The organism is Brevundimonas sp. SL161 (assembly GCF_049896985.1).
Classification (GTDB): Bacteria; Pseudomonadota; Alphaproteobacteria; order Caulobacterales; family Caulobacteraceae; genus Brevundimonas.
Map to the genome: position 1 here is coordinate 65,376 of NZ_JAFCVJ010000010.1, position 22,217 is coordinate 87,592.

At 68.1% G+C, this 22,217-nt stretch carries 17 protein-coding genes; 7 read left to right on the plus strand and 10 right to left on the minus strand.

All coding sequences use genetic code 11. From position 1 onward, the window contains the following. Positions 1-43: 43 nt before the first annotated feature. From ACP7AU_RS09210 to ACP7AU_RS09235, 6 genes are all read right to left on the minus strand, one after another. Positions 44-466: a hypothetical protein gene (locus ACP7AU_RS09210; protein WP_426051220.1), complete on the minus strand. Its 423-nt coding sequence runs from the start codon at positions 464-466 to the stop codon at positions 44-46. After that, the gene (gene smc / locus ACP7AU_RS09215; protein ID WP_426051221.1) at positions 463-3,900 is read right to left on the minus strand and encodes a chromosome segregation protein SMC; all 3,438 of its coding nucleotides are present in this window, start codon (positions 3,898-3,900) and stop codon (positions 463-465) included. Before smc ends, ACP7AU_RS09210 begins: the two co-directional genes overlap by 4 nt. A 7-nt stretch (positions 3,901-3,907) precedes the next feature. Further along, entirely contained in the window at positions 3,908-4,516 is a 609-nt protein-coding gene (locus ACP7AU_RS09220) for a thioredoxin domain-containing protein (RefSeq protein ID WP_426051222.1), read from the minus strand. Next, on the minus strand, positions 4,513-5,124 hold the full coding sequence (locus tag ACP7AU_RS09225) for a thioredoxin domain-containing protein (RefSeq protein ID WP_426051223.1): 612 nt from the start codon (positions 5,122-5,124) through the stop codon (positions 4,513-4,515). The genes ACP7AU_RS09220 and ACP7AU_RS09225 overlap by 4 nt, the downstream gene beginning before the upstream one ends. 4 nt (positions 5,125-5,128) lie before the next feature. After that, the gene (locus ACP7AU_RS09230; protein WP_426051224.1) at positions 5,129-5,773 is read right to left on the minus strand and encodes a DsbA family protein; all 645 of its coding nucleotides are present in this window, start codon (positions 5,771-5,773) and stop codon (positions 5,129-5,131) included. A gap of 218 nt (positions 5,774-5,991) precedes the next feature. Continuing rightward, a complete protein-coding gene (locus ACP7AU_RS09235; RefSeq protein ID WP_426038956.1) occupies positions 5,992-6,552 on the minus strand; it encodes a DUF721 domain-containing protein in 561 nt (186 codons plus the stop codon). Between the two features lie 194 nt (positions 6,553-6,746). On the opposite strand from ACP7AU_RS09235, the gene ACP7AU_RS09240 reads away from it, so the two are divergent. After that, the gene (locus tag ACP7AU_RS09240) at positions 6,747-7,886 is read left to right on the plus strand and encodes an A/G-specific adenine glycosylase (protein ID WP_426051225.1); all 1,140 of its coding nucleotides are present in this window, start codon (positions 6,747-6,749) and stop codon (positions 7,884-7,886) included. 39 nt (positions 7,887-7,925) lie between these two features. Here the strand turns inward: ACP7AU_RS09240 and ACP7AU_RS09245 are convergent, their stop codons facing one another. The 4 genes from ACP7AU_RS09245 to ACP7AU_RS09260 form a co-directional block, all read right to left on the minus strand. Then, complete coding sequence (locus ACP7AU_RS09245; protein WP_426051226.1) at positions 7,926-10,073, minus strand: glycogen debranching N-terminal domain-containing protein; 2,148 nt, start codon at positions 10,071-10,073, stop codon at positions 7,926-7,928. 78 nt (positions 10,074-10,151) lie between these two features. Continuing rightward, positions 10,152-11,258, minus strand: a complete 1,107-nt coding sequence (locus ACP7AU_RS09250; protein WP_426051227.1) for a glycosyltransferase family 4 protein — start codon at positions 11,256-11,258, stop codon at positions 10,152-10,154. Positions 11,259-11,433: 175 nt separating this feature from the next. Beyond that, positions 11,434-12,513: a site-specific DNA-methyltransferase gene (locus tag ACP7AU_RS09255; protein ID WP_426038960.1), complete on the minus strand. Its 1,080-nt coding sequence runs from the start codon at positions 12,511-12,513 to the stop codon at positions 11,434-11,436. Positions 12,514-12,561: 48 nt separating this feature from the next. Then, positions 12,562-13,047 carry a hypothetical protein gene (locus tag ACP7AU_RS09260; protein WP_426051228.1) on the minus strand — a complete coding sequence of 162 codons (486 nt, stop codon included), beginning with the start codon at positions 13,045-13,047 and terminating at the stop codon, positions 12,562-12,564. 120 nt (positions 13,048-13,167) lie between these two features. Here ACP7AU_RS09260 and murC point away from each other — a divergent pair, with 120 nt between their 5' ends. From murC to ACP7AU_RS09290, 6 genes are all read left to right on the plus strand, one after another. After that, entirely contained in the window at positions 13,168-14,598 is a 1,431-nt protein-coding gene (gene murC, locus ACP7AU_RS09265; protein ID WP_426051229.1) for a UDP-N-acetylmuramate--L-alanine ligase, read from the plus strand. Then, on the plus strand, positions 14,595-15,506 hold the full coding sequence (gene murB / locus ACP7AU_RS09270) for a UDP-N-acetylmuramate dehydrogenase (protein WP_426051230.1): 912 nt from the start codon (positions 14,595-14,597) through the stop codon (positions 15,504-15,506). The genes murC and murB overlap by 4 nt, the downstream gene beginning before the upstream one ends. 24 nt (positions 15,507-15,530) lie before the next feature. After that, positions 15,531-16,469 (plus strand): D-alanine--D-alanine ligase, encoded by a 939-nt coding sequence (locus ACP7AU_RS09275; protein ID WP_426051231.1) that lies wholly within the window; start codon positions 15,531-15,533, stop codon positions 16,467-16,469. Then, positions 16,457-17,350: a cell division protein FtsQ/DivIB gene (locus tag ACP7AU_RS09280; RefSeq protein ID WP_426051232.1), complete on the plus strand. Its 894-nt coding sequence runs from the start codon at positions 16,457-16,459 to the stop codon at positions 17,348-17,350. The genes ACP7AU_RS09275 and ACP7AU_RS09280 overlap by 13 nt, the downstream gene beginning before the upstream one ends. Positions 17,351-17,383: 33 nt before the next feature. Beyond that, positions 17,384-18,721: a cell division protein FtsA gene (gene ftsA, locus ACP7AU_RS09285; protein ID WP_426051233.1), complete on the plus strand. Its 1,338-nt coding sequence runs from the start codon at positions 17,384-17,386 to the stop codon at positions 18,719-18,721. A gap of 181 nt (positions 18,722-18,902) precedes the next feature. Continuing rightward, a complete protein-coding gene (locus ACP7AU_RS09290; protein ID WP_426051234.1) occupies positions 18,903-22,196 on the plus strand; it encodes a TonB-dependent receptor domain-containing protein in 3,294 nt (1,097 codons plus the stop codon). Positions 22,197-22,217 lie beyond the last annotated feature (21 nt).

Here is a 22,217-nt window from a genome sequence, read left to right on the forward strand (position 1 = left end):
GACGGCTCTCAGACGCTCAAGCCCTCTCCCACCGGGAGAGGGGTCATTCCGCCATCGCCGCCCGCCCGATCCGCACCGCAGCCTCCACCGTCGTCGCCACGACCTTCTGCTCCACAGTCCCACAGGCCACTGCCAGCAACTCTGCCGCATCCCCGCCCGGCGCCGCCGGATAGGCCGGCTGCCCTTCCGGCGTGCTCGGTCCCTCGGCTCCGCCGACCGCCACCGAGGCGAAGTCCAGCCGGTCCGCCGTCCCGGCATCACAGCCGAACCGCCACCAGGACCAGCCACCCAGATACCGTGTCGTCCCGACCGTGAAGTCCTCCTCCACGACCTGCAGCGACCGCATCCGCACCCCGTCCGGCTCCCGCCGGATCGTGGCTGCGTCCGCGAACACGACGAATCGACCGACCCCGGTCAGGACCAGCGCATGCGCCTCGGGCGGGAGAGACGCAGCGGCCTGGATCACGCGACCAGCGTCTCGGCCTGGGTCAGGTCGACGCTGACCAGCTGTGACACCCCGCGCTCGGGCATGGTCACGCCGTACAGCCGATCCATCCGGCTCATGGTCACCGGATTGTGGGTGATGACGATGAACCGCGTGTCCGTCCGGTTCCGCATCTCGTTCAGCATCCGGCAGAAGCGATCCACGTTGGCGTCGTCCAGCGGCGCATCCACCTCGTCCAGCACGCAGACCGGCGCCGGATTGGCCAGGAAGACCGCAAAGATCAGCGCCGCCGCCGTCAGGGCCTGCTCTCCGCCCGACATCAAACTCATGACCGACAGCCGCTTGCCGGGCGGACAGGCGAAGATCTCCAGTCCGGCCTCCAGCGGATCGTCGGACTCGACCAGTTTCAGCTCCGCCTGGCCGCCGCCGAACAGCGCTTCGAACAGGCTCTTGAAGTTGTCGTTGATGACGTCGAACGCCGCCACCAGCCGCTCACGCCCTTCGGCGTTCAGTTCGTCAATGCCGTCGCGCAGCTTGGCAATGGCGCCGGTCAGGTCCGACCGCTCCAGCCGCATGGTTTGCAGCCGCTCGCCGTACTCCTCGGCCTCGTCCTCGGCCAGGAGATTGACCGCGCCGAGCATCTCCCGCTCGCGCTCGAGACCGAACAGCAGGCTCTCCGCCCCCGCCGCGTCCGGCGGCCGGGCGATGGCGTCGTCGGTCAATTTCTGCCCCAGGTCTTCCGGCGACATCTGCGCCGTCTCGCGGACGTTGTTCGCGGCGTCCAGCAGCCGTTCGGCCGCCGCCTCCGACCGCGCCGCCAGACCGGCCCGGGCCTCGCGCGCGCTCGCCGCCGTCGCATCAGCCGCGCGGCTGGCCCGGTCCGAATCGCCGGCCTCGCCTTCGGCCACCGCCAGCCTATCCGCCGCCGTCTTCCGCCGCGTCTCGGCTGAGGTCAGCATGTCCATCAGCTTCAATCGCTGTGCAGCCAAGGCTTCCGGCGCCCGTTCGGCCTGCAACAGCAACGCGGCCGTCTTGCCCGTGTCGCCCTCCAGCACCATGATCCGCGCCGTCGAATCCCTGGCCCGCGCCGCCCAGCTGTCGCGCTCCCGCGTCAGGGAGCCCAGCCGCTGCTCGCGTCCGGCCCGGTCCCGCGCCTCTGCATCCCGGTCCGCCCGCGCCCCGGCCGCAGCGCCACGCGCCGCATCCGCCGCCGTGCGCGCCGTCGCCAGCTCGGCCTTCAGTCCCGACAGCGTCTCGGATGGCGCGTCGGTCGCCAGCGCCTCGGCCAGCGCCGCCTCCGCCGCCTCATGCTCGACCGCCAGCCGTTCCAGCGTCTCGTCCAGCGCCGTCGCCCGCGCCTCGCGCCGGGCCTGTTCATTGGTCAGCCGCTGCACCGCGTCCCGCGCCGTGGTCACGGCCTTGTCGGCCGCGAAGGGCAGCAGCCGCGCCGCCTTGACCGCCTCCTCCGAAGCCCGGAAGGCTTCGGTGGCCGCCTTCAAAGCCGCCTGCGCCGTCTCCAGCGCCGGCTTGCCCGCATCGATGTCCGCTTCCAGTTCGGCCAGCCGCGTGCGCTGGGCCATCCGCACGGCCGCCGGTCTCGGCGCATCGGCCCGGCTGACGAACCCGTCCCAACGATAGAGGTCGCCCTCCCGCGTCACCAGTCGCGCCCCGACCGGCAGCGACTTTGCCAGCCCTGCGGCCTCAGCCTTCGCCGCGACCCCGCACAGGGCCAGCCGCGCCGCCAGCGCCTCGGGCGCCCTCACATGATTGGCCAACGGCTCGATTCCTGCCGGCCAGACGGGTGCTGGCACGTTCGCCCCGCCCCAATAGGCCGCCGCCTTCGCATCCAGCGCCGCGTCCAGGTCGTCGCCCAGCGCCGCGGCCAGAGCGGCCTCGTATCCCTTGTCCGCCCCGACCTGGTCCAGCGCCGGCGAATGGTCCCGACGCCCCGAGAGCAGCAGCGACGCCAGCCCCCGCGCCTCGGTCTGCAACCGCCCCAGCCGATCCTCGGCCGCCCGCGCCGTCGTCCGCGCCTCCTGCTCGGCCCGCGCGCGTTCCGCCCGATCGGCCTCGGCGGCTTCCACACCCGCCCGCGCCACGGTCAGCGCGGCCGTCGCCGTCTCCAGCGCCTCGCGCGCGGCGGCCAGTTCCGGCGTCTCCAGCGGCCCCAGCGCCTCGCGCTCTCGCCTGGCGCCGTCCAGGGCCGCGACCGCCCGCGCCACCCGCGCCTCGGCGTCGCGTTTCCGCGCCGTCTCGGCATTCGCGCGCGCCTCGACCGCCGCGAGCGAGCCCGCCAGCCGTTCGACCTCGGCATCGGCTGCGCGACGGGCCTCTTCCGCCGCCTCCAGCGCCCGCTCCAGCTCCGGCCCGCGCCCGGGCGCCGCGGCGATCTCGGCTGTCAGCACCTCCAGCTCGGACCCCCGCCGCGCCAGTTCGCCCTCGGCGTCGCCCGCCATGGCGATCTCGCGTTCGGTGTCGTTGGCGATCCGCTGCGCTTCGGCAGTGAGACGGTCGACCTCGGCCCGCGCCGACTGCTCGGCCATGTCCAGCCGGTCGCGCTCGAGCGAGGCGCGGTGCAGCAGGGCCGCCGCCACCGCATCCTCTTCCCGCGCCGGCTTCAAGCCTTCCTGCGCCGACAGGGCCGCCGTCTGGGCCCTGGCCGCCGCCGCCGTCGCCTCGGCGACCGCCCGGTCCGCCGCCGCCAGCTCCGCCGCCGCCGTCTCCGCCGCCAGCCGCGCGTCGTTCCAGCGCACGAACAGCAGGGCCGCCTGCAGGGCCCTGATCTCGGCCGAGATCTTCTTGTACTTCTCCGCCTGCCGCGCCTCGCGCTTCAGCCGCGTCAGAGCTGTCTCAAGCTCGCGCCCGATGTCGTCCAGCCGCTCCAGATTGGTCTCGGCCGCCTTGAGCCTCAGCTCCGCCTCGTGCCGTCGGGTATGCAGGCCCGCCACCCCGCCGGCCTCCTCGAGGATCCGCCGTCGGTTCTGCGGCTTGGCCGCGATCAGCTCGCTGATCTGCCCCTGACGCACCAGGGCCGGAGAGTTCGCCCCCGTCGAGGCATCGGCGAACAGCAGCTGGACGTCCCGCGCCCGCACCTCCTTGCCGTTGATGCGATAGGTCGAGCCCTGGCCCCGGTCGATCCGGCGCGACACCTCGATGATGGCGCTGTCGGTGAAGGGCTGGGGCGCCTTCCGCTGGGCGTTGTCGATGGTCAGCTGGACTTCGGCGTGGTTCCGGGGCGGGCGGTTCGAGGCCCCGGAGAAGATCACGTCGTCCATGCCCGTGCCGCGCATGGCCTTGGCCGAGTTCGCGCCCATGACCCAGCGCATGCTCTCCAGCACGTTAGACTTGCCGCAGCCGTTCGGTCCCACGATCCCCGTCAGACCCGGCTCGATCCAGACCTCCGCCGGGTCGACGAACGACTTGAAGCCGACGAGCCGGAGGCGCTGGAACTGCATGCCTTCGTCAGCTGCGGGGCAGCAGGGGCCGGATCGCAGCGGACAGACCGTCCAGCGAGGTGTCCGACACGGCGCGGCCGTTGACGAAGAAGCTCGGCGTGCCCTGGACCCCGGCGGCTGTGGCCCCCGCGACCTCGGCGCGGATGCCGTTCAGCGTCGCCGGATCGGCCAGGCAGGCGTCGATCTCGGCCTGGGTCCGTCCGCTGGCGGCGACCCCTGTGGCGTACCAGTCGGCCAGCGGCGCGCCGTCGATGATCGCGGCCTGACCGGTCATGAAGGACGAGGCCACCTCGTAGAACCGGGCCGGAGCCGCGCAGCGGGCGATTCCGGCGGCGCGCGCCGCCACCTGGGCCGGTGCGGTCGGTAGGTTGCGGAACACCAGCCGCACCTGGCCGGTGTCGATGAACCGCGCCTTGAAGCCCGGCAGGACGGTCGTGTGCCAGTGGGCGCAGTGCGAGCAGACGAACGAGGCGTATTCGATCACCGTCACCGGCGCGTCGGCGCGACCCAGCACCCGGTCGGCGCTCGTCACCGCAGGCGGAGCGGCCGCAGCCTGGGCGGACGCCGCCATCGGGGTGGCGACTAGCGCCAGCATCAGGACCAGCGAACGGATCATTTGGCCAACTCGGCTTCGATGGCCGGCGCCAGGTCGGCCATGACCGTGCCTTCGCCGCCGGGCGACGAGACCTGTCTTCCATTCACGAAGAAGGTCGGCGTGTTGATCACGCCGGCGTCCGTCGCGGCCTTCACCCGGGCCTCGAGCGCGGCGATCCCCTCGGGATTGGTCACGCAACGGGTGAACGCCGCCTCGTCAATGCCCACGCCGCCGGCGATTCGGATCAGGCTGTCGCGCGGGTTGGTCCCCGTGCGCCATTCCGTCTGGCTCTCCATGATGGCGTGGATGACGTCGAAATACTTGTCCGGTCCGGCGCAGCGGGCCAGCAGGAAGCCGGCCGCGGCGACCTCGGCCGGCGGCGTCGGCAGTTCTCGGAAGACGTAGCGGACCTTGTTGGTGTCGACATAGGCGGCCTTGAATGCCGGCCAGGTATTCTGCTGCCACAGGGCGCAGTGGGGGCAGGTGGGCGAGGCGTACTCGACAAACGTGACCTTGGCGCCTTCGGCTGCGCCCAAGGCCATGTCGCCGTTGACGACCGCCTTCGACCCCCCGCACGAGGCGAGGGCCAGGGCGGAAAGGGCGAGGAACAGGTTGCGGAACAGGATCATCGGATCAGCTCGCAGCTATGGCGGCGTCGATCTTTTCCGACAGCCCGCTCAGCGAGCTGTCGGCGACATGTTCGCCATTGACCATGAAATAGGGGGTGCCGGTCACGCCGGCGTCGAGCGCCGACTCGATGCGGGTGTCCATGGCCTTGATCGCATCGGCGTCGGTGACGCAGGCCTGGAACTGCTCTTCCGACAGGCCCGCGCCGTTGGCGATGCGCAGCAGGACGGAGCGGGGCGGCACGCCGCCGAAGATCTCGGCCTGGCTGGCCATGATCTCGTGGATCACCGGGAAATATTTGTCCGGCCCGGCGCAGCGCGCGATCAGGAAGCCGGCGACGGCCACGGATTCAGGCGCGGTCGGGAATTCGCGGAAGACATATCGGACCTGGTTGGTGTCGACGTATTTGGTCTTGAACTCCGGATAGACCTGCGCCTGCCAGGCGGCGCAGTGGCTGCAGGTGACCGAGGCGTATTCGACCACGGTGACCTTGGCTCCTTCAGGGGCCCCCAGCGCCATGTCGCCCTCAGCCGGGGCGCCGGTCTGGGCGCCGGAGCAGGCGGCCAGCATGGCCATGGCCGCCAGGGCGGTTCCTGTCACGGCCGCGCGGCGGCTCATGGAGGCGTATTTGAACGGGCCGCTGGCGCGCATGGCGTCTTCCTTAAGAACTCAGACTCTGGATGATCGCGCGATTCCCCGACGGCTGCGCGAATTCCATGGTTGTCGAGAACAGGTGCGGCGGAAAAAGGTCAAGGGCCAGCCCTCGGAATCTGACTGGAGGCGGCGGGCTAAACGACGCATCGTTGACGGATCCCTCTTCCTTTCGTCATTCCAGGCGCAGCGCAGCGAGACGGACACGCGAAATGCGCTTATCGCCGCCGCCCCTTGGCCTCATCCGAAAGCACGGCCCGCCCCAGGTTCGCCAGCGCCGCCTTCAGCCCGTCCGGTGCGGCTGCGACCGACTTCGTCAGTTCAGCCTCCGCCGCTGCATCCAGCGGATCGATCCGCCGCCGCGCGCCGCGCGTCGAGGCGGCGATCTGGGGCAGGGGCTTCACCGGCCCCTGGGCGATGCGCAGCTTGTCCACCGCGCCGGGACCGAGGAACAGGTTCACCCGCGCCAGGATGTCGGCCGACTGGTGCTGGACCAGCAGTGCCGCCGGGCCCGCGACGCGCAGCTCCAGCGTCCCGCCGGTTCCGGCCCGGCCCTTGGTCAGTTTCTGCGGCCGGGTGACGCGGGCCAGCTGGTCGCCGACGATCTCGCGCCAGCGCGGCTCCAGCGCCCCCGCGCCGCGCCCGAACTTCTCGTCCAGTTCGCGGATCAGCGGCGCCAGGGCCCGACCGGCCGGAGGCGTCGGGCGCGGCATGGGCCGGGTCCGTCGCCGCGACAGGATCTCGCGGGTCTCAGCGTCTGTGGGCAGATCGCGCGCCATGACCGCACCCTAACCGATATTCGCGCCGACTTCTCCCTCCCCCTCGGGGGAGTGCAGGTCGCGCAGCGACCGGGTGGGGGCGGCAAGGCAAGCCACTCAGAGCGGTGTCCGCATCGCGCGGCCGCCCCCACCCGGTCTCCGCTACGCTCCGACCACCCTCCCCGAACGGGGAGGGAGAGGCTATGGGATCACCCATGCCTCCCGCCGACATCGCCACCCTGCGCGCCGCCCTGCTGGCCTGGTACGACGCCCATGCGCGCACCCTGCAGTGGCGCAGCCCCCCGGGCGCGGCCGAACGGACCGACCCCTACCGCGTCTGGCTGTCCGAGGTGATGCTGCAGCAGACCACCGTCCCCCATGCCGCCCCCTATTTCGAGCGGTTCACCGCGCGCTGGCCGACCGTCGGAGACCTCGCCGCCGCTCCCGACAGTGACCTGATGGCCGCCTGGGCGGGGCTCGGCTACTACGCCCGCGCCCGCAACCTGCTGGCCTGCGCCCGCGCCGTGGCTAACGATCACGGCGGCGTCTTCCCCGACACAGAGGTCGCGCTTCTGGCGTTGCCGGGGGTCGGAGCTTATACCGCCGCCGCCGTCGCCGCGATCGCCTTCGACCGGTCGGCCAATGTCGTGGACGGCAACGTCGAGCGCGTCGTCGCCCGCCTGTTCGCCGTCGAGACGCCCGTCCCCGCCGCCCGGCCAGAGCTGAAACGTCTGGCCGCGACCCTCGTCGCCGATGATCGCCCGGGAGCCAGACACGGGGATTGGGCCCAGGCCCTGATGGACCTCGGCTCCACCGTCTGCCGTCCGAAATCCCCACTCTGCCTGATGTGCCCGATCTCAGGGTTCTGCGCCGGCCGCGCGACCGGAGAGCCCGAACGCTATCCGGTCAGGACGAAGAAGGCCGCCCGCCCGCACCGGCGCGGCGTCGCCTGGGTCCTCCGCGACGACGGGGGCCGCATCGCCCTCGTCCGCCGCCCGGACAAGGGTCTGCTCGGCGGCATGGCCGGCCTCCCGACCAGCAACTGGCTCGAAGCCACGCCGGATGCCCTCCCGCCGGTCGCGGCCGACTGGACCGACGCGGGCGCCGTCGAACACGTCTTCACCCACTTCTCCCTGACGCTGGCCGTATGCGTCGCGACGGGGCAGGGTGACTTCCTCTGGACGCCGGAAGCCGAGGCGCTGGCGGCCTTGCCGACGGTGTTCCGCAAGGCGCTGGAACGGGCTCTGGCAATGCAACCCACCTCCGTGCACCCCGGCGAAGGCCGGGGTCCAGATGGAAGACTCGCTGCTAAGGCCCACAAACCTTTGCGCAATCCCGGCCGTCCCCATCGGTGATCTGGCTCTGCCGCCTTCCCCGGTTGCACGGAGGGCGGCCTACCGTGTCGTCACGATCCTGACCTCGCCGACGCGATTCCTCGGCATGACCACCACCTGGTCACCCAGCCGCTCGAAGGCCAGGTCGAGGACGGCATCGCCGACCTGGAGCCGGCTGACGGTCAGCCGCTCGATCCCGGCGGGCAGTGTGGGGGCGTCGATCGTCACGGTCTTCGTCAGGGCGTCAATCGACACCCCCAGCGAAGCCTGCAGCATCAGGAATACCGACCCTGCCGCCCAGGCCTGGGGCAGACAGGCGACCGGATAGGCGATCGGTCCCTCGCCCGGCTCCCGCTCGAAGCCGCAGAACAGCTCCGGCAGGCGCATCTGGAAATGGCTGGCGGCGGCATAGATCTCGCCCAGGATCATCCCGACCGCGTCCCTCTCGCCGTAGCGGGCCATGCCGGCGACCCCCAGCGAGGTGTCGTGCGGCCAGACTGAGCCGTTGTGATAGCTCATCGGATTGAACCGGGCCTGCCCCTTCGCCAGCGTCCGCAGGCCCCAGCCGGAGCGGAACTCCGCGCCCAGCAGCCGCTTCGTCACCGCTGCGGCCCGCGCCGCAGACGGCAGGCCGGTGAACATCAGATGGCCGGCGTTCGACCCGATGGCCTCGCAGGGGTTCCCGTCGCCGTCCAACGCGATGGCGTAGAACTGTTCATCCTCCATCCAGAACCGGTCCTCGACCAGCAGCCGAACCTCCTCGGCCTGCCGGTTCCAGGCCGGGGCCCGGGCGTCGCCCAGCAGTGCGCCCAGATCGGCCATCGCCCGCCAGGCCGCGAAGGCGTAGCCTTGGACCTCCAGAAGGGCTATCGGCCCCTTCGGGAACCGGCCGTCGGAATGGAAGATGGAGTCCTCGGAATCTTTCCAGCCTTGGTTTGACAGGCCCGTTTCGGCCGCCCTGGCGTAGTCGATCAGCCCGTCGCCATTGCTGTCGCCATAGTCCCGCATCCACTCCGTCGCGGCGACCAGATTGGGCCACAGCGCCCGGATCGTCTCCAGATCGCCGGTCCGGCGGAACCAGGCCCCGGCCAGGGCGACGAACAGACAGGTAGTGTCTACCCCGCCGTAATAGAGGCCGAAGGGCACCTCCCCGAGCGCGCTCATCTCGCCGCCCCGGGTCTCGTGCATGATCTTGCCGGGCTGGCTGTCCTGGAAGGGTGAGACCTCGGTCGCCTGTCGCGCAGCCAGATAGGTCAGCACCCCCTTGGCCAGCGACGGATCGAGCCACAGCATCTGCCAGGCCGAGATGATTCCGTCCCGCCCGAACGGCGTCGAGAACCACGGCGTCCCTGCATAGGGATACGGCCCTGTCGGCAGGTCGGTGGTTAGCAGGGCGATGTCGGATCGCGACTGGTCCAGCCAGGCGTTGAAGCGCGGGCTTCGTGGCCCCCTCAGCGAGGCTCCCCGACGGCGCCGGCGCCGCATCGCCAGCCGCGCCTGCACCGCGTTCCCACGCCAGCGCTGGGCGTCCGGCGTCAGGCACATCTCGGGCCCGCACTCGATATAGAGATCCAATTCCTTGCCCATCGGCAGGCTGAACATGAACTCGGCTCGCGAGCCGTTCAGTCGGGCGGGCGGTTCGGAAAACGCCAGGCAACTCGTCCGCACCACCGCGTCGAGCCCGGTATAGCGGAAGGTGACACGACGTCCGTCGGTGGTCGGAACCTCGCCTGCCCCGCGCTTTTTGCGCAGGGTGCCTCGCACCTGGAAGATATCGGCGAAATCGGCGCCGAACTCGAAAGCCAGCGGTAACAGGACGTCCTCGATCCCATGGTTCACCATCCGGACCCGCTCGAACAGCCGCCGGTCCCATACAAACCGACGCCGCTCGATATGCAGCACCCCCGCCGGCGCCGACCGACCACCCATTGGCGGCAGGGGTCTGTTGGTCGTGTGGGCCGTGAAGAACACGTTGTCCCGCGACACGCCCGAACTCAGCCGCGATGGCCTCGCCAGCCCCACGGTCATCACGAACCGTGACAGGATCCGGGTGTCGCGGTCGAACAGGCCGTCGGCCCCGCCCTTCAGGTCTCCCCAGTTGTCCGCCACCAGGAAGGTGTCGCCGTCCTTCAGCGCCTGCAGAGTATCCAGGCCGCCGCTCTCCGCGCTTTCTGCGGCCGTCTGCTGAACCGAATAGCCGTCGTCCATGGAACCTCGCTGGCGCCCCCGCCTGTCACCAGCCTGGCGTGCCAATGCGAAAGGACAATGGCCGAGGCGAGGTTAGGTTCAGGCGGAAACCGCAAAGCTCCGGTCTTCGTGCAGCGGAACCACCACTTCGTCCAGGATCGCTTCGGCGTAAGGCTTCTTCGCCAGCAGGTCGCCGTAGACATCGAGATAGCGCCGGGCCATCGCCGCAGCCGAGAACCGCAGCTCGAAACAGGCCCTGACGGCCGCGCGGTCGAGCATGGGGGCGCGATCGGCGGCGGCCACGGCCTGCTCCAGGGTGTCGACCAGGAAACCGGTCGCGCCGTCCTCGATGACCTCGGTGGTCGAGCCGCAGCGGAAGGCGACGACCGGCGTCCCACAGGCCATCGCCTCGATCATCACCAGGCCGAAGGGCTCGGGCCAGTCGATCGGGAACAGCAGGGCCTCGGCGCCGCCCAGGAACTCCGACTTCTGGTGATCGCCGATCTCGCCGATGAACTCGATCAACGGGTTGCCGTCGATCATCGGTTTGATCCTCGTCTCGTAGTAGACCCGATCCGCCGCATCGACCTTGGCCGCCATCTTCAGCCGCTTGCCCAGCTTGGTGGCGATCTCGATCGCCCGGTCGGGACGCTTCTCGGGCGAGATTCGACCAAGGAAGGCGAGGTAGCCCTTCGACTTCGGCGAGAAGACATACTGCTCCGCCGGCATCCCGTGGTGAACGGTGGCCTTCCAGTTGGCGAAGGCCAGGGGGCGCCGCTGATCGTTCGAGATCGAGACCAGACCGAACTGCGGCCAGTGCTCATAGACCTCCGGCAGGTCCTTCATGTCGAGCCGTCCGTGCAGGGTGGTCAGGGTCTTGTTCGCGATCCGCTCGAAGAACGGGAAATGGATCATGTCAGTGTGGAAGTGAATGACATCGAAGTCGTCAGCGCGGCGCAGGACCTCCGCCAGCATGCTCATGTGCGAGGCCAGATCCGACTTGAGCGGCGCCGGATCCAGCCGGATCGCCTGGTCCCGGACAGGCACAAGCCTGGCCCGGGTCTGCGCCTCTGCCGATGCGAACAGGGTCACCTCATGGCCCAGATCGACCAGGGCGTCGGTCAGGTGGCCCACGACCCGTTCGGTGCCTCCGTACAGCTTGGGAGGGACGGCTTCGTACAGCGGAGTGACCTGGGCGATCTTCATGATGGCTTGCTCCGACCCGCTCAGCCGGGCCGTAGACATCAATGATATCGCAACGGCGCAGTTCCCTGAGGAACGGAGAATTTCAGCAATGATTGCGGCGCGTTAGCGCGGACCAAAGGTTCGCTTCCCGACACTTCTGCGGTCCGCCTCAAGCAGATGAAGGACCTGGTCGAGACTATTGCATCCCAGCCCTGACCTCGGCGCGCAGGGCGTCGATGGAGCGCAGACCCGTATCGGTACGGAAGCGCCAATAGGTCCAGCCGTTGCAGGCCGGGGCATTCTCGAACAGGGCTCCCAGCTTGTGGATCGAGCCTGTCATGGCGCCCGACACCAGAGACCCGTCAGCGCGGACGCGAGCCTCGCGCTCGCCCTTTGGACAGTAGAGGACATCGCCCGGCGACAGCAGCCCGGCCTCGACCAGGGCGCCGAACGGAACCTTGACCTCGGCGCGTTTGGAGCCCGTGACCACGAGGTCCTCCGGCCGGGCCGGGATGACCGCCTTGATCCGCGTCTCGGCGACTTTGGCGTATTCGGCATCGCGTTCGATGCCGATGTAGTGACGGCCCAGCCGCTTGGCGGCCGCGCCGGTGGTTCCCGTGCCGAAGAAGGGGTCCAGGATCACGTCGCCGGGCCGGGTCGCGGCCAGGATCACCCGGTGCAACAGGGCCTCGGGCTTCTGGGTCGGATGCGCCTTCTTGCCGTCCTCGCCCTTGATCCGCTCCTCGCCGGTGCAGAGCGCAAAGGTCCAGTCCGAGCGCATCTGGGTGTCTTCGTTGAAGGCCTTCAGCGCATCGTAGTTGAAGGTATAGCGCTTCTGCTCACGGCTCTTGGCGGCCCAGATCAGGGTTTCGTGGGCGTTGGTGAAACGCGTCCCCTTGAAGTTTGGCATCGGGTTGGTCTTGCGCCAGATGATGTCGTTCAGCACCCAGAACCCGAGGTCCTGGATCGCCGAGCCCAGGCGGAAGACATTGTGATAGCTGCCGATCACCCAGATCGAGCCCTCGTCCTTGAGGACGCGGCGGCATTCCTTCAGCCAGTCACGGCAGAAGGCGTCGTAGGCGGCGAAGCTGTCGAACTTGTCCCAGTCGTCATCGACCGCATCGACCTTGGAGTTGTCGGGTCGCAGCAGGTCGCCGCCCAGCTGCAGATTATAGGGCGGGTCGGCGAAGACCATGTCGACGGACTTGTCGGGCAGGGACCGCAGGATTTCGATGCAGTCGCCCCGGTGGATGATGTCGGTCTTCAGATCGGTCACGAAACACGGCCCCACACAGCTTGAGGGCCGAACCGTGAATCATCACGGTTAAGGTGGGGTAACCACCGGGCCTTTTCGCACGTCCATCGCCGCGCGGGCCGCGGCCATGTTCGGGAAGGCGGCGCCGTCGGAGTTGGCGTCTGGTTCGCACACGACCTCGAGGGCGCCGTCGACCAGAGTGCCCGGGGCGACCGGCGCCGGCTCCTCATAGACGGGGCTCTGGGAAACGAAGGCCCCGTCGCGATAGGCCTCAAGCGCCAGGGGGCGGCGGGTGCGGGCGGCGCAGTCATACATGACGCTCATCGCCACCGCGTCGATCATGCCCTCGTCGGAGGTCACTTCCTCGTCGAGGAAACTCCATTCCCAGACCAAGGGGTCGGCGCTGACGCCCTGCACCATGACGACGCGTGTCTGGCCCACAGCGGCAATGCGAAGTTCGCCGGTCGCATCGAGGGCGTCCTGGGCACGGGCCGGAGAAAGGCCGGCGGCCGTCAGGGTAGCGGCAAGGGCGGCGGCAAGGGCGGCGATGCGCATGGTCCGGGTCCGTCTGGTCTCTGGTCGTTGTTCGTTTATCCCGACAGAGATCGCCCACGTCGAGAGCGGAAGTGGGGCAAGGCTCGTGCAAATCGAAATCGGCATGGCTATGACGCTTCCATGATCGCTCGCCTTCGCCCCATACCCTTCGACCTCGGCCCTGTGCATTTCGTAGGCATCGGCGGGATCGGCATGAGCGGCATCGCCGAGATCATGCTCAAGATCGGCTATTCGGTGCAGGGCTCGGACGCCAGGTCTTCGGCCAACACGGAGCGGCTGGCGGCCCTGGGCGCGAAGATTTTCATCGGCCATGACGCCGCCCATGTCGGCGAGGGCGTCTCGGCAGTCGTCTATTCGACGGCGGTCAAGGCGACCAATCCGGAGATGATGACCGCGCGCGAGCGTCGCATCCCCCTGGTCCGCCGGGCCGAGATGCTGGCCGAGCTGATGCGGCTGCAGTTCTCGATCGCGGTGGGCGGCACCCACGGCAAGACGACGACGACCTCCATGGTCGCGGCCCTGCTGGACGCGGCCGGGCTGGACCCGACGGTGGTCAACGGCGGGATCATCAACGCCTATGGCACCAACGCCAAGGTCGGTGACGGCGACTGGATCGTGGTCGAGGCGGACGAGTCGGACGGCAGCTTCCTCCGCCTGAAATCCACGGTGGCCATCGTCACCAACATCGACCCGGAGCACCTGGACCACTACGGCGACTTCGACGCGGTGCGGAAGGCGTTCTGCGACTTCGTCGAGAACATCCCCTTCTACGGCTTCGCTGCCGTCTGTCTCGACCACCCCGAGGTCCAGCGGCTGGTCGCCCAGATCGATAACCGCCGGATCGTGACCTATGGCATGAACCCCCAGGCCATGGTCCGCGCCGACAACTGCCAGATGAGCCCGGACGGCTGCCGGTTCGACGTCCTGATCCAGGGACGTGGCCAGGCCGCGCTGGAGGCGCCGGTGCGGATTACCGGCCTGCACCTGCCGATGGCCGGCTGGCACAATGTCGCCAATGCCCTGGCCGCCATCGCCGTGGCGCGGGAGCTGGACGTCTCGGATGACGCAATCCGGTCAGGTCTGGCGGCGTTCGCGGGGGTCAAGCGGCGGTTCACGACAACGGGCGTGGTGGGCGGCGTGCGGATCGTCGACGACTACGGGCACCATCCGGTCGAGATCGCGGCCGTGCTGAAGGCCGCGCGTCAGGTCGCGGAGGGGCGGGTCATCGCCGTGGTCCAGCCGCACCGGTTCACCCGGCTGCGTGACCTGATGGACGAGTTCTCGACCAGTTTCTCGGACGCCGACAGCGTCATCGTTGCCGACGTCTATGCCGCGGGCGAGGCCCCGATCGAGGGCGTGGACAAACAGGCGTTGGTGGACGGCATCCGCCGCTACGGCCACCTGCGCGTATCGGCGCTGGAAAACGCCGCCGTCCTGCCACGCGTGATCGCCGAGGAAGCGAAGGCGGGGGACGTGGTCGTCCTGCTGGGCGCGGGCGACATCACCGCCTGGGCCTATGCTTTGCCGGCGCAACTGGAAGCGTTGGCATGAGCTGGCATGACGCTCTGCCCTCCGTGCGCGGCAAACTCCTGCGAGACGAACCGCTTGGGCCGTTCACCTGGTTCCGGGTCGGCGGGTCGGCGGATGCATTGTTCATCCCGGCTGAGGCCGACGATCTGGCCGCATTCCTGAAGGCCGTCGACCCCGCCGTGCCTGTCATGGTGCTCGGCGTCGGCTCCAACGTCATCGTCAGGGACGGCGGGATCGAGGGCGTGGTCATTCGTCTGGCCGGTCGGCCCTTCGCCGGCATCACGACCGAAGGCGACACGATCACGGCCGGAGCCGGCGCGCTGGACGCCATGGTCGCCAAGGCTTCGGCCAGGGCCGGGCTCGCCGGTCTGGAGTTCTATGCCGGAATACCGGGGACCGTCGGCGGCGCCCTGACCATGAACGCCGGCTGCTATGGTTCCGAGACAAAGGACATCCTGCTCTCGGCCTCGGGCCTGACGCGTGCAGGAGAGCGGGTCGACTATTCGCTGGCCGATTTCGGCTACACCTACCGCCACTCCGAGGCGCCCGCCGAAATCATCTGGATCCAGGCTGTCTATCGCGGGACGCCGGACGCGCCCGAAGCGGTCGCCGCCCGCATCGCCGAGATCACGTCTCGCCGCGAACAGACCCAGCCGATCCGGGAAAAGACCGGCGGCTCGACCTTCAAGAACCCGCCCGGCCATTCGTCGTGGAAATTGGTCGACGAGGCGGGCTGGCGCGGAAAGCTGCACGCCGTCACCGGTGGGGGCGCGAAGTTCAGCGAGCTGCACTCCAATTTCATGATCAACCCGGGTGAGGCGACCGCCGCCGACATCGAGGGATTGGGGGAAACTGTCCGCGCCGACGTTCAAAGTAAACTCGGCGTAAACCTCGAATGGGAGATCAAGAGGGTCGGCCGACCCCTGTAACCGCAGAACGCTCCCAGAACCCAGATGACCCGTCCCCTGTCAGAACTGCACGTCGCCGTCCTGATGGGCGGGCTGTCCTCGGAACGGGACGTGTCGCTGTCCTCGGGCGAGCAGTGCGCCAAGGCCCTGGAAGGGCAGGCGGCTCGCGTCACCCGCATCGACGCCGGCCGCGACCTGGCCCAGGTGCTGGCTGATCTGAAGCCCGACGTCGTCCTGAATGCGCTGCACGGCGAATGGGGCGAGGACGGCTGCGTCCAGGGCATCCTCGAGACGCTGCAGATTCCCTACAGCCATTCCGGCGTCCTGGCCTCGGCCTTGACGATGGACAAGGACAAGACCAAGGCCGTGCTGGGCGCGGCAGGGGTCAAGGTGCCGGGCGGCGGGCTGTTCGACCGGCGCGAGGTGGCGCGTCGCCACGTGATCGAGCCGCCTTACATCATCAAGCCCAATGCCGAGGGGTCGTCGGTCGGCGTCTATCTGGTGCTCGCGGGGGCCAACGGCCCGCAGACCGAGGTCGGGGCCGACGACTGGACCTATGGTGAGATGGTGATGGTCGAGCCCTACATTCCGGGCAAGGAACTGGCCGTCGCCGTGATTGGCGAGGTGACTGGCCCACGCGCGCTCACCGTTACCGACATCACCCCGGTGAAAGGCTTCTACGACTACGAGGCCAAGTACGCGCCGGGCGGTTCCGTCCACAAGCTTCCGGCCGATCTCCCCCCTCACGTTTTCGAGGCGGCGCTTCGGGAATCCGAGCAGGCGCATGCCGCACTGGGGTGTCGGGGCGTGTCGCGGACCGACTTCCGTTATGACGATGTTAAGGACGAACTGGTCCTTCTGGAGGTCAATACCCAGCCCGGCATGACGCCGACCTCTCTGGTTCCGGAGCAGGCCGCCTACGTCGGGATGAGTTATCAAGATCTGGTCCGGTGGATGGTGGAGGACGCCTCATGCCCGCGGTAGTTCGCGGCGGTCGGCGCGCGAATGTCGCGCCTGCGCCCAAGCGAAGCGGGGGTCCGAAAGGGCAGGGCGGGCGCTCGCGTGGAGGCGCGCCTCGCAATGCCGGCGGCGTTCCCGGCAAGATGGCTGCGCTGGGCAAGCTGGATATGACTCCGCGCGCCGTTATTCTTTCCATCTGCGCGGGATTCGGCGTTCTGGCCCTGGTGCTGGCCACCGGCGCCCGAGCCGAGCGCATCGGCCAGTCGGTCACCCACGGCATGGACCAGATCACCACCGGCATGGGGTTGAAGCTCCGTCGGGTGCACATCACCGGCGCCTCGGCCGAGGCGACCCCCGCGATCCAACGCGCGCTGAACGTCGAGGCAGGCCAGCCGATCACCAGCCTGGATCTCGGTGCGCTGCAGGCCAGCATCCAGGCCGTCGGCTGGGTCAAGGAGGCGCGCGTGGTACGACTGTTGCCCGATACCTTGATCGTCGAGGTCAAGGAACATGACCGCCTGGCCGTGTGGCAGGCCGGCGGGCGCGTCTTCGTCATCGACGGAGAGGGCCGCGCCATTCCGGGCGCGGACGCCGGACGCTATCCGGGCTTGCCCCTGATCGTCGGCGTCGGAGCGGACAAGGCGGCGGGCGACATCCTGCCTCTGCTGACGCAACGTCCCCGGCTGATGAGCCGGATCGACGCCTTGGTGCGGGTCGACGAGCGCCGCTGGGACCTGCGACTGAAGGACGGCGGCATCATTCAGCTGCCGGCCGTCAAACAGGAGGCGGCCCTGATCCAGCTTGACGCCCTGGACCAACGCGAGCGGCTGCTGGAGCTGGGCTTTTCCCGCATCGACCTCCGAACCGAGGGCCAGGTCGCGGTCCGGCCGGGCGCCGGCGTCTAACAACACACAGTTTCGAGTAGGGCGGCAGGCATCATGGCGGGCAAGAAGGCGGATCCGACGACAGAAGCGGCCAGAAACGACGGCCGTGCGGCCGCGCGCGCGCCCGTGGTCGCTGCGCTCGATCTGGGCCAGTCCAAGGTTGCCTGCTTCATCATGAAGCCGGACGGCGTGCGTCACGCCGACCGGACCATCCGCGTCGCCGGAGCCAGCCACGTCCAGTCGAAGGGTGTGCGCGGCGGGGCGATCGTCAACATGGACGAGGCCGCGCAGGCCATCGGTCACGCCGTCGAACGCGCCGAGCGCACCGCGGGCGCTCCGGTCTCCGGCGTCATCGTCACCACGGCCATCGGCCAGATGGCCAGCCATCGGGTACAGGCCCGCGTCTCTCTCGGCGCCAACCCGGTCAGCGACGCCGACCTGGCCAGGGCCATTGGCATGGCCCTGGCCCAGATACGCCTGCCTAACCGGAGGCCGATCCACGTTCTGCCCATCGCCTGGTCGGTGGACGGCGCACGCGGAGTCCATGACCCGCGCGCCATGCGCGGGCATTCGCTGGGCCTTGACCTGCTGGTCGTATCGATGGCGGAGGGGGCCTTCGCGTCCTTGAGTCATTGTCTGGAACTGGCGCACCTCGACCTGCAGGGCGTCGCCGCCGCGCCGGTGGTCTCCTCGCTCGCCTCGCTGGAAGTGGACGAGATGGATCTCGGCTGCGTCTGCATCGACATGGGCGGCGGTTCGACCTCCGCTGCCGTGTGGGGCGGCAGGTCCTTGCTGCACATCGAATCACTGAATGTCGGCGGCGATCATGTCACGGCCGACATTGCGCGCGGCCTGTCGACGTCCAGGGCCGGCGCCGAGCGACTGAAGACCCTGCATGGCTCGGCCATGGCCAGCGCCAACGAGGACCGCGAGATGCTCGAAGCCCCGCCGCGCGGCGAGGACGCCGGGTCTGGTCCGGTCATCGTGCCCCGGGCCATGCTGAAGACGGTGATCGCGCCGCGTGTTGAAGAGACCCTCGAACTGCTGCGCGACCGCCTGAGGAACGCCGGCGTCGGTCTTGAACCAGGCGCGGGTCTTGTGCTTGCGGGCGGAGCCAGTCAGCTGAACGGCGTGCGGGAGCTCGCTGTTCGCGTTTTCGACCGCCCTGTCAGGCTCGGCCGTCCCCAGCGAGCGCCTCACCTGGCGGACTCGGCGGCGGGCCCGGCCTTCTGCTCGGCGGCTGGGGTCCTGTTGCGCGCCGCCTATGGTCCGCGCGAAGCCGTCTCCGCCAGAAAGCTGATGTCGCGCCAGATTACCGCTGCCGACGCCCCGGGCGTTCAGGGCGGAAATCTCGTCGCCCGGGCGGCCGGCTGGCTACGCGACAACCTGTAGGAGATTCAGGCTTCAAACCCCTGTGTCCTTGGTGTGTCTGAAGTGTAACAAATCCGAGTTCCGATTGCCGCAGTCGCGCCCCAATGGTTGCCGTGGCGCAATTCTCTGACTAGCAACGTCCCTGAACGGCCAGACTCGGAGAAGTTTGCCGCGCGTCATTCAGTCATCGGGGCCAAGCACCATGCTAACCACTCGCAAGTATCTCTTCGGAACCACCATCCTCGCGGGCGTTCTGACGCTGTCCGCCCCGGCGTTCGCTCAGTCGACCCAGCCGGCCCAGGACGAAGAGTCGGTCCAGGTTGAAGAAGTCATCGTCACCGGGTCGCGTATCCGTCGCGATCCGACGAATGCTGCCACGCCGCTGATCCAGGTTTCGCGCGAAACCTTGCTGAGCACCGGGCAGACGAGCGTGATCGACTACCTGGCCACCATCCCGGCCCTGTCCAACTCGGTCGTGCCGTCCGACACGACTGGCGGCGGCCTGAATGACGGCGGTCTGTCCCTGCCGAACCTGCGCAGCTTAGGTTCGGGCCGTACCCTGACGCTGGTTGATGGCCGGCGTCACGTCGGTGCTGCGCAAGGCAGCCTCGCGGTTGACGTCGACAGCATCCCGCGCCTGCTCATCCAGAACATCGAGATCGTCACCGGCGGGGCCTCGTCGGTCTATGGGGCCGACGCCGTCTCGGGCGTGCTGAACTTCATTCTGCGCAAGGATTTCGAAGGCTTGGAGATCGACGCCAACTATGGCCAGATCAACCAGGACGGCCAGGCCAACAATCGCGTCTCCATGCTGGCCGGCATCAATCTGTTTGATGACCGTCTGAACGTCTATGCGCACGCTGAGTATGACCGTAACGAGGAGGTCCGAACGCTCGACGTCGACTGGCTTCGTGAGGCCTGGCTTCTGGTCGGGACAGACGCCGATCCGGCGGCCGCCAACTTCGACAGCAGCCGTGACGCCGAGCTGTTCAACAACTTGCGGCGCCTGGATCGCCCGCGGTGGGGCCAGACCACTCTCGCCAATTCCCAGCAGCCCAGCCCGCTGAACGATCCGGACGTCGCTCTCGCGAGTTGCACCGCCATCACCAGCGGCAACTGCTACAGCGTTGATCCGACCCGCACCTACTGGTTCGACGGCGGCACGGCCCGTCTGGCCAACTTCGGTCAGCGTATCGGCAACACCGGGTCCAGCCGCCCGTTCAACGTCGGGGGTGACGGCGAGAATCCGGCCAACTTCGGTCAGGAGTCTCGGACTCCCGAGTCGGAATCGCAGCGTTATCAGGTGGGTGCGAACTTCGCGGTGACGGCCGACATCAACCTGAGCCTCGAAGCCAAATACATTACCGAGGATACGTTCGACATCGGTCAGCCGACGTTCTTCGATATCTTCCTGTCCGACACGACCTACACGGCAACCCAGACCAACATCCTTCGTGCCACATCCCAGTTCGATCTGCGTCTGGACAACGCCTTCCTGCCAGCGAACCTGCGGAACGCCATCCTCGCCAATACGGTCACGAACTTCACTGCCCCGACAGCGACTTCCGCCGGCACGCCGCTGGCGGCGACCGCCGCTCCCTTCGCCCGCCACGCCATGTTCGGTCCTCAACGGACCCAGGATAACACGCGGGAAATTCAGCGCTATGTCGTCGGACTTAACGGGCAGCATGATCGCTTCCTTTTTGTAAACAACATCGCGTGGGATCTTTCCTATGTTTACGGCCAGGCCAAGAACGAGAATATCGAGCGCGGCGTCGATGTCCTGCGGTTCGCCCTCGCCGCAGACGCTGTTGTGGATACGGCCGGTATTCTCGGAACCCGCGGAGCTATCGTTTGCCGGGCACGCATTCTCGCCGCGACCCCCGGGACCGTAGTGGCCGACCGCTCGCGTGGTGGTGATCTGCGCGACACTGCCCAAGGCACACTTGACCTGAATCAGTGCCAGCCGCTGAATGTCTTCGGTGACGGCAATCAGAGCGCTGCAGGTCTCAGCTACGTCGATGCTGCGATCACCGTCAGCCATACTAATGAACAGGAGCAGTTCCTGGGCGCGGTCTCCGGCCAGTTGTGGGACTTCTGGGGCGCAGGTGCCATCGGGGTCGCCGTCGGTGCAGAACATCGGCGGGAGTTCGCCGAGGGTATCGGCCGGACCCGGACGACGGGTAACCGTTTCCTGTTCCTGAACACCGGGGCGGACTTCGCTGCGGCGGAGTACGACAGCAACGAGGCCTTCGCCGAGGTCGCCGTGCCCCTGTTCCGCGACAGCTGGGTCGGGCAATATGCCGAACTGAGCGGCTCGTACCGCTACGCTGACTATTCCACGGTTGGTGCCCAGGAAGTCTATGGCGTGAACCTCGTCTATCGTCCGATCCAGGAAATCGCCTTCAAGACCAGCTTCAATTCTTCGATCCGGGTGCCCAACCTGGGTGAAAACTTCGCGCCCTTCTCCCAGACGTTCTTCAACGGCGTCGTTGATCCGTGCGCAACGGCCAACATCATCACCCAGGTGAATACAGAGGTTCGTGCCAACCGGGTCCGGAACTGTACGGCGCTGGCTGCGGCCCAGGGACGCACCTTTGACTTTGCCGGCTCCACGCCGACCAACGTTGATGACTACAACCCGGTCTACACCTCGGGGATCGCCGGCGTGAACGGCGGCAACCCGAACCTGCAGCCCGAAGAGTCGGAATCCTTCACCTTCTCGACGGTGCTTGAGCCCAGCTTCATCCCGAACCTGAGCATCATCCTCGACTACTACGAGATCGAGATAACCAATGTGATCGCGGCCGTGGGAGCCCAGGCCGCTGTCAACAACTGTGTCAACGGGTCGTCACTCAACAACGCTGCCTGCTCCACCATCTTCCGTCGGGATCCAACACCCGGACGCGAGTTCTACATCGGTGCCCCAGCCGGGGACCCGATCGGCGGCTTCATCCAAGGCTCCATCAACTACGCTGCCCTGTCGACACGTGGCCTCGATTTCACCGCCCGCTACTCCTACGATCTCGAGGAGATGCACGGCCTGAACCTTGGCCGGCTTGATTACTCGGTCGGCGGCCTGTGGCTTATCGAACAGGAGCAGTTCCTGAACACGGCCGATCCTACGGACGGAACCGAACTAGGTAGCACGGTGTTCTTCCCGCGCGTTCGCTTGACGTCCTCTCTGACCTACTCGCCGAACTCGACCTGGAGTGTGAACTGGACGGTGGACTGGCAAACAGCTCAGAACATCATCTACGCCCGCGACTTCATCAATAACGCTGACAGCCGCAACCCGGATGGCATCAGCACGGGCGATTTCGCCCGTCACGATTTCACGGTCCGCTGGAATGTCCGCGAGGACCTGTCGATGCGCTTCGGTGTGGTCAATGCCTTCGATGCCGAACAGTCACGCTACCTCGGCACTACGACCACCAGCAACTTCGACCCTTGGGGCACGCGCTTCTTCATCGGCTTGAACTACCGGCCCTTCTAAAGCGAACCGATGTCGATCCTA

Bases quoted from the DNA above. Each gene is read 5' to 3' on its own strand.
- smc (WP_426051221.1), bottom strand. From the start codon at position 3,900: ATGCAGTTCCAGCGCCTCCGGCTCGTCGGCTTCAAGTCGTTCGTCGAC.
- ACP7AU_RS09220 (WP_426051222.1), bottom strand. From the start codon at position 4,516: ATGATCCGTTCGCTGGTCCTGATGCTGGCGCTAGTCGCCACCCCGATG.
- ACP7AU_RS09225 (WP_426051223.1), bottom strand. From the start codon at position 5,124: ATGATCCTGTTCCGCAACCTGTTCCTCGCCCTTTCCGCCCTGGCCCTC.
- ACP7AU_RS09230 (WP_426051224.1), bottom strand. From the start codon at position 5,773: ATGCGCGCCAGCGGCCCGTTCAAATACGCCTCCATGAGCCGCCGCGCG.
- ACP7AU_RS09235 (WP_426038956.1), bottom strand. From the start codon at position 6,552: ATGGCGCGCGATCTGCCCACAGACGCTGAGACCCGCGAGATCCTGTCG.
- ACP7AU_RS09240 (WP_426051225.1), top strand. From the start codon at position 6,747: ATGCCTCCCGCCGACATCGCCACCCTGCGCGCCGCCCTGCTGGCCTGG.
- ACP7AU_RS09245 (WP_426051226.1), bottom strand. From the start codon at position 10,073: ATGGACGACGGCTATTCGGTTCAGCAGACGGCCGCAGAAAGCGCGGAG.
- ACP7AU_RS09250 (WP_426051227.1), bottom strand. From the start codon at position 11,258: ATGAAGATCGCCCAGGTCACTCCGCTGTACGAAGCCGTCCCTCCCAAG.
- ACP7AU_RS09260 (WP_426051228.1), bottom strand. From the start codon at position 13,047: ATGCGCATCGCCGCCCTTGCCGCCGCCCTTGCCGCTACCCTGACGGCC.
- murC (WP_426051229.1), top strand. From the start codon at position 13,168: ATGATCGCTCGCCTTCGCCCCATACCCTTCGACCTCGGCCCTGTGCAT.
- murB (WP_426051230.1), top strand. From the start codon at position 14,595: ATGAGCTGGCATGACGCTCTGCCCTCCGTGCGCGGCAAACTCCTGCGA.
- ACP7AU_RS09275 (WP_426051231.1), top strand. From the start codon at position 15,531: ATGACCCGTCCCCTGTCAGAACTGCACGTCGCCGTCCTGATGGGCGGG.
- ACP7AU_RS09280 (WP_426051232.1), top strand. From the start codon at position 16,457: ATGCCCGCGGTAGTTCGCGGCGGTCGGCGCGCGAATGTCGCGCCTGCG.
- ftsA (WP_426051233.1), top strand. From the start codon at position 17,384: ATGGCGGGCAAGAAGGCGGATCCGACGACAGAAGCGGCCAGAAACGAC.
- ACP7AU_RS09290 (WP_426051234.1), top strand. From the start codon at position 18,903: ATGCTAACCACTCGCAAGTATCTCTTCGGAACCACCATCCTCGCGGGC.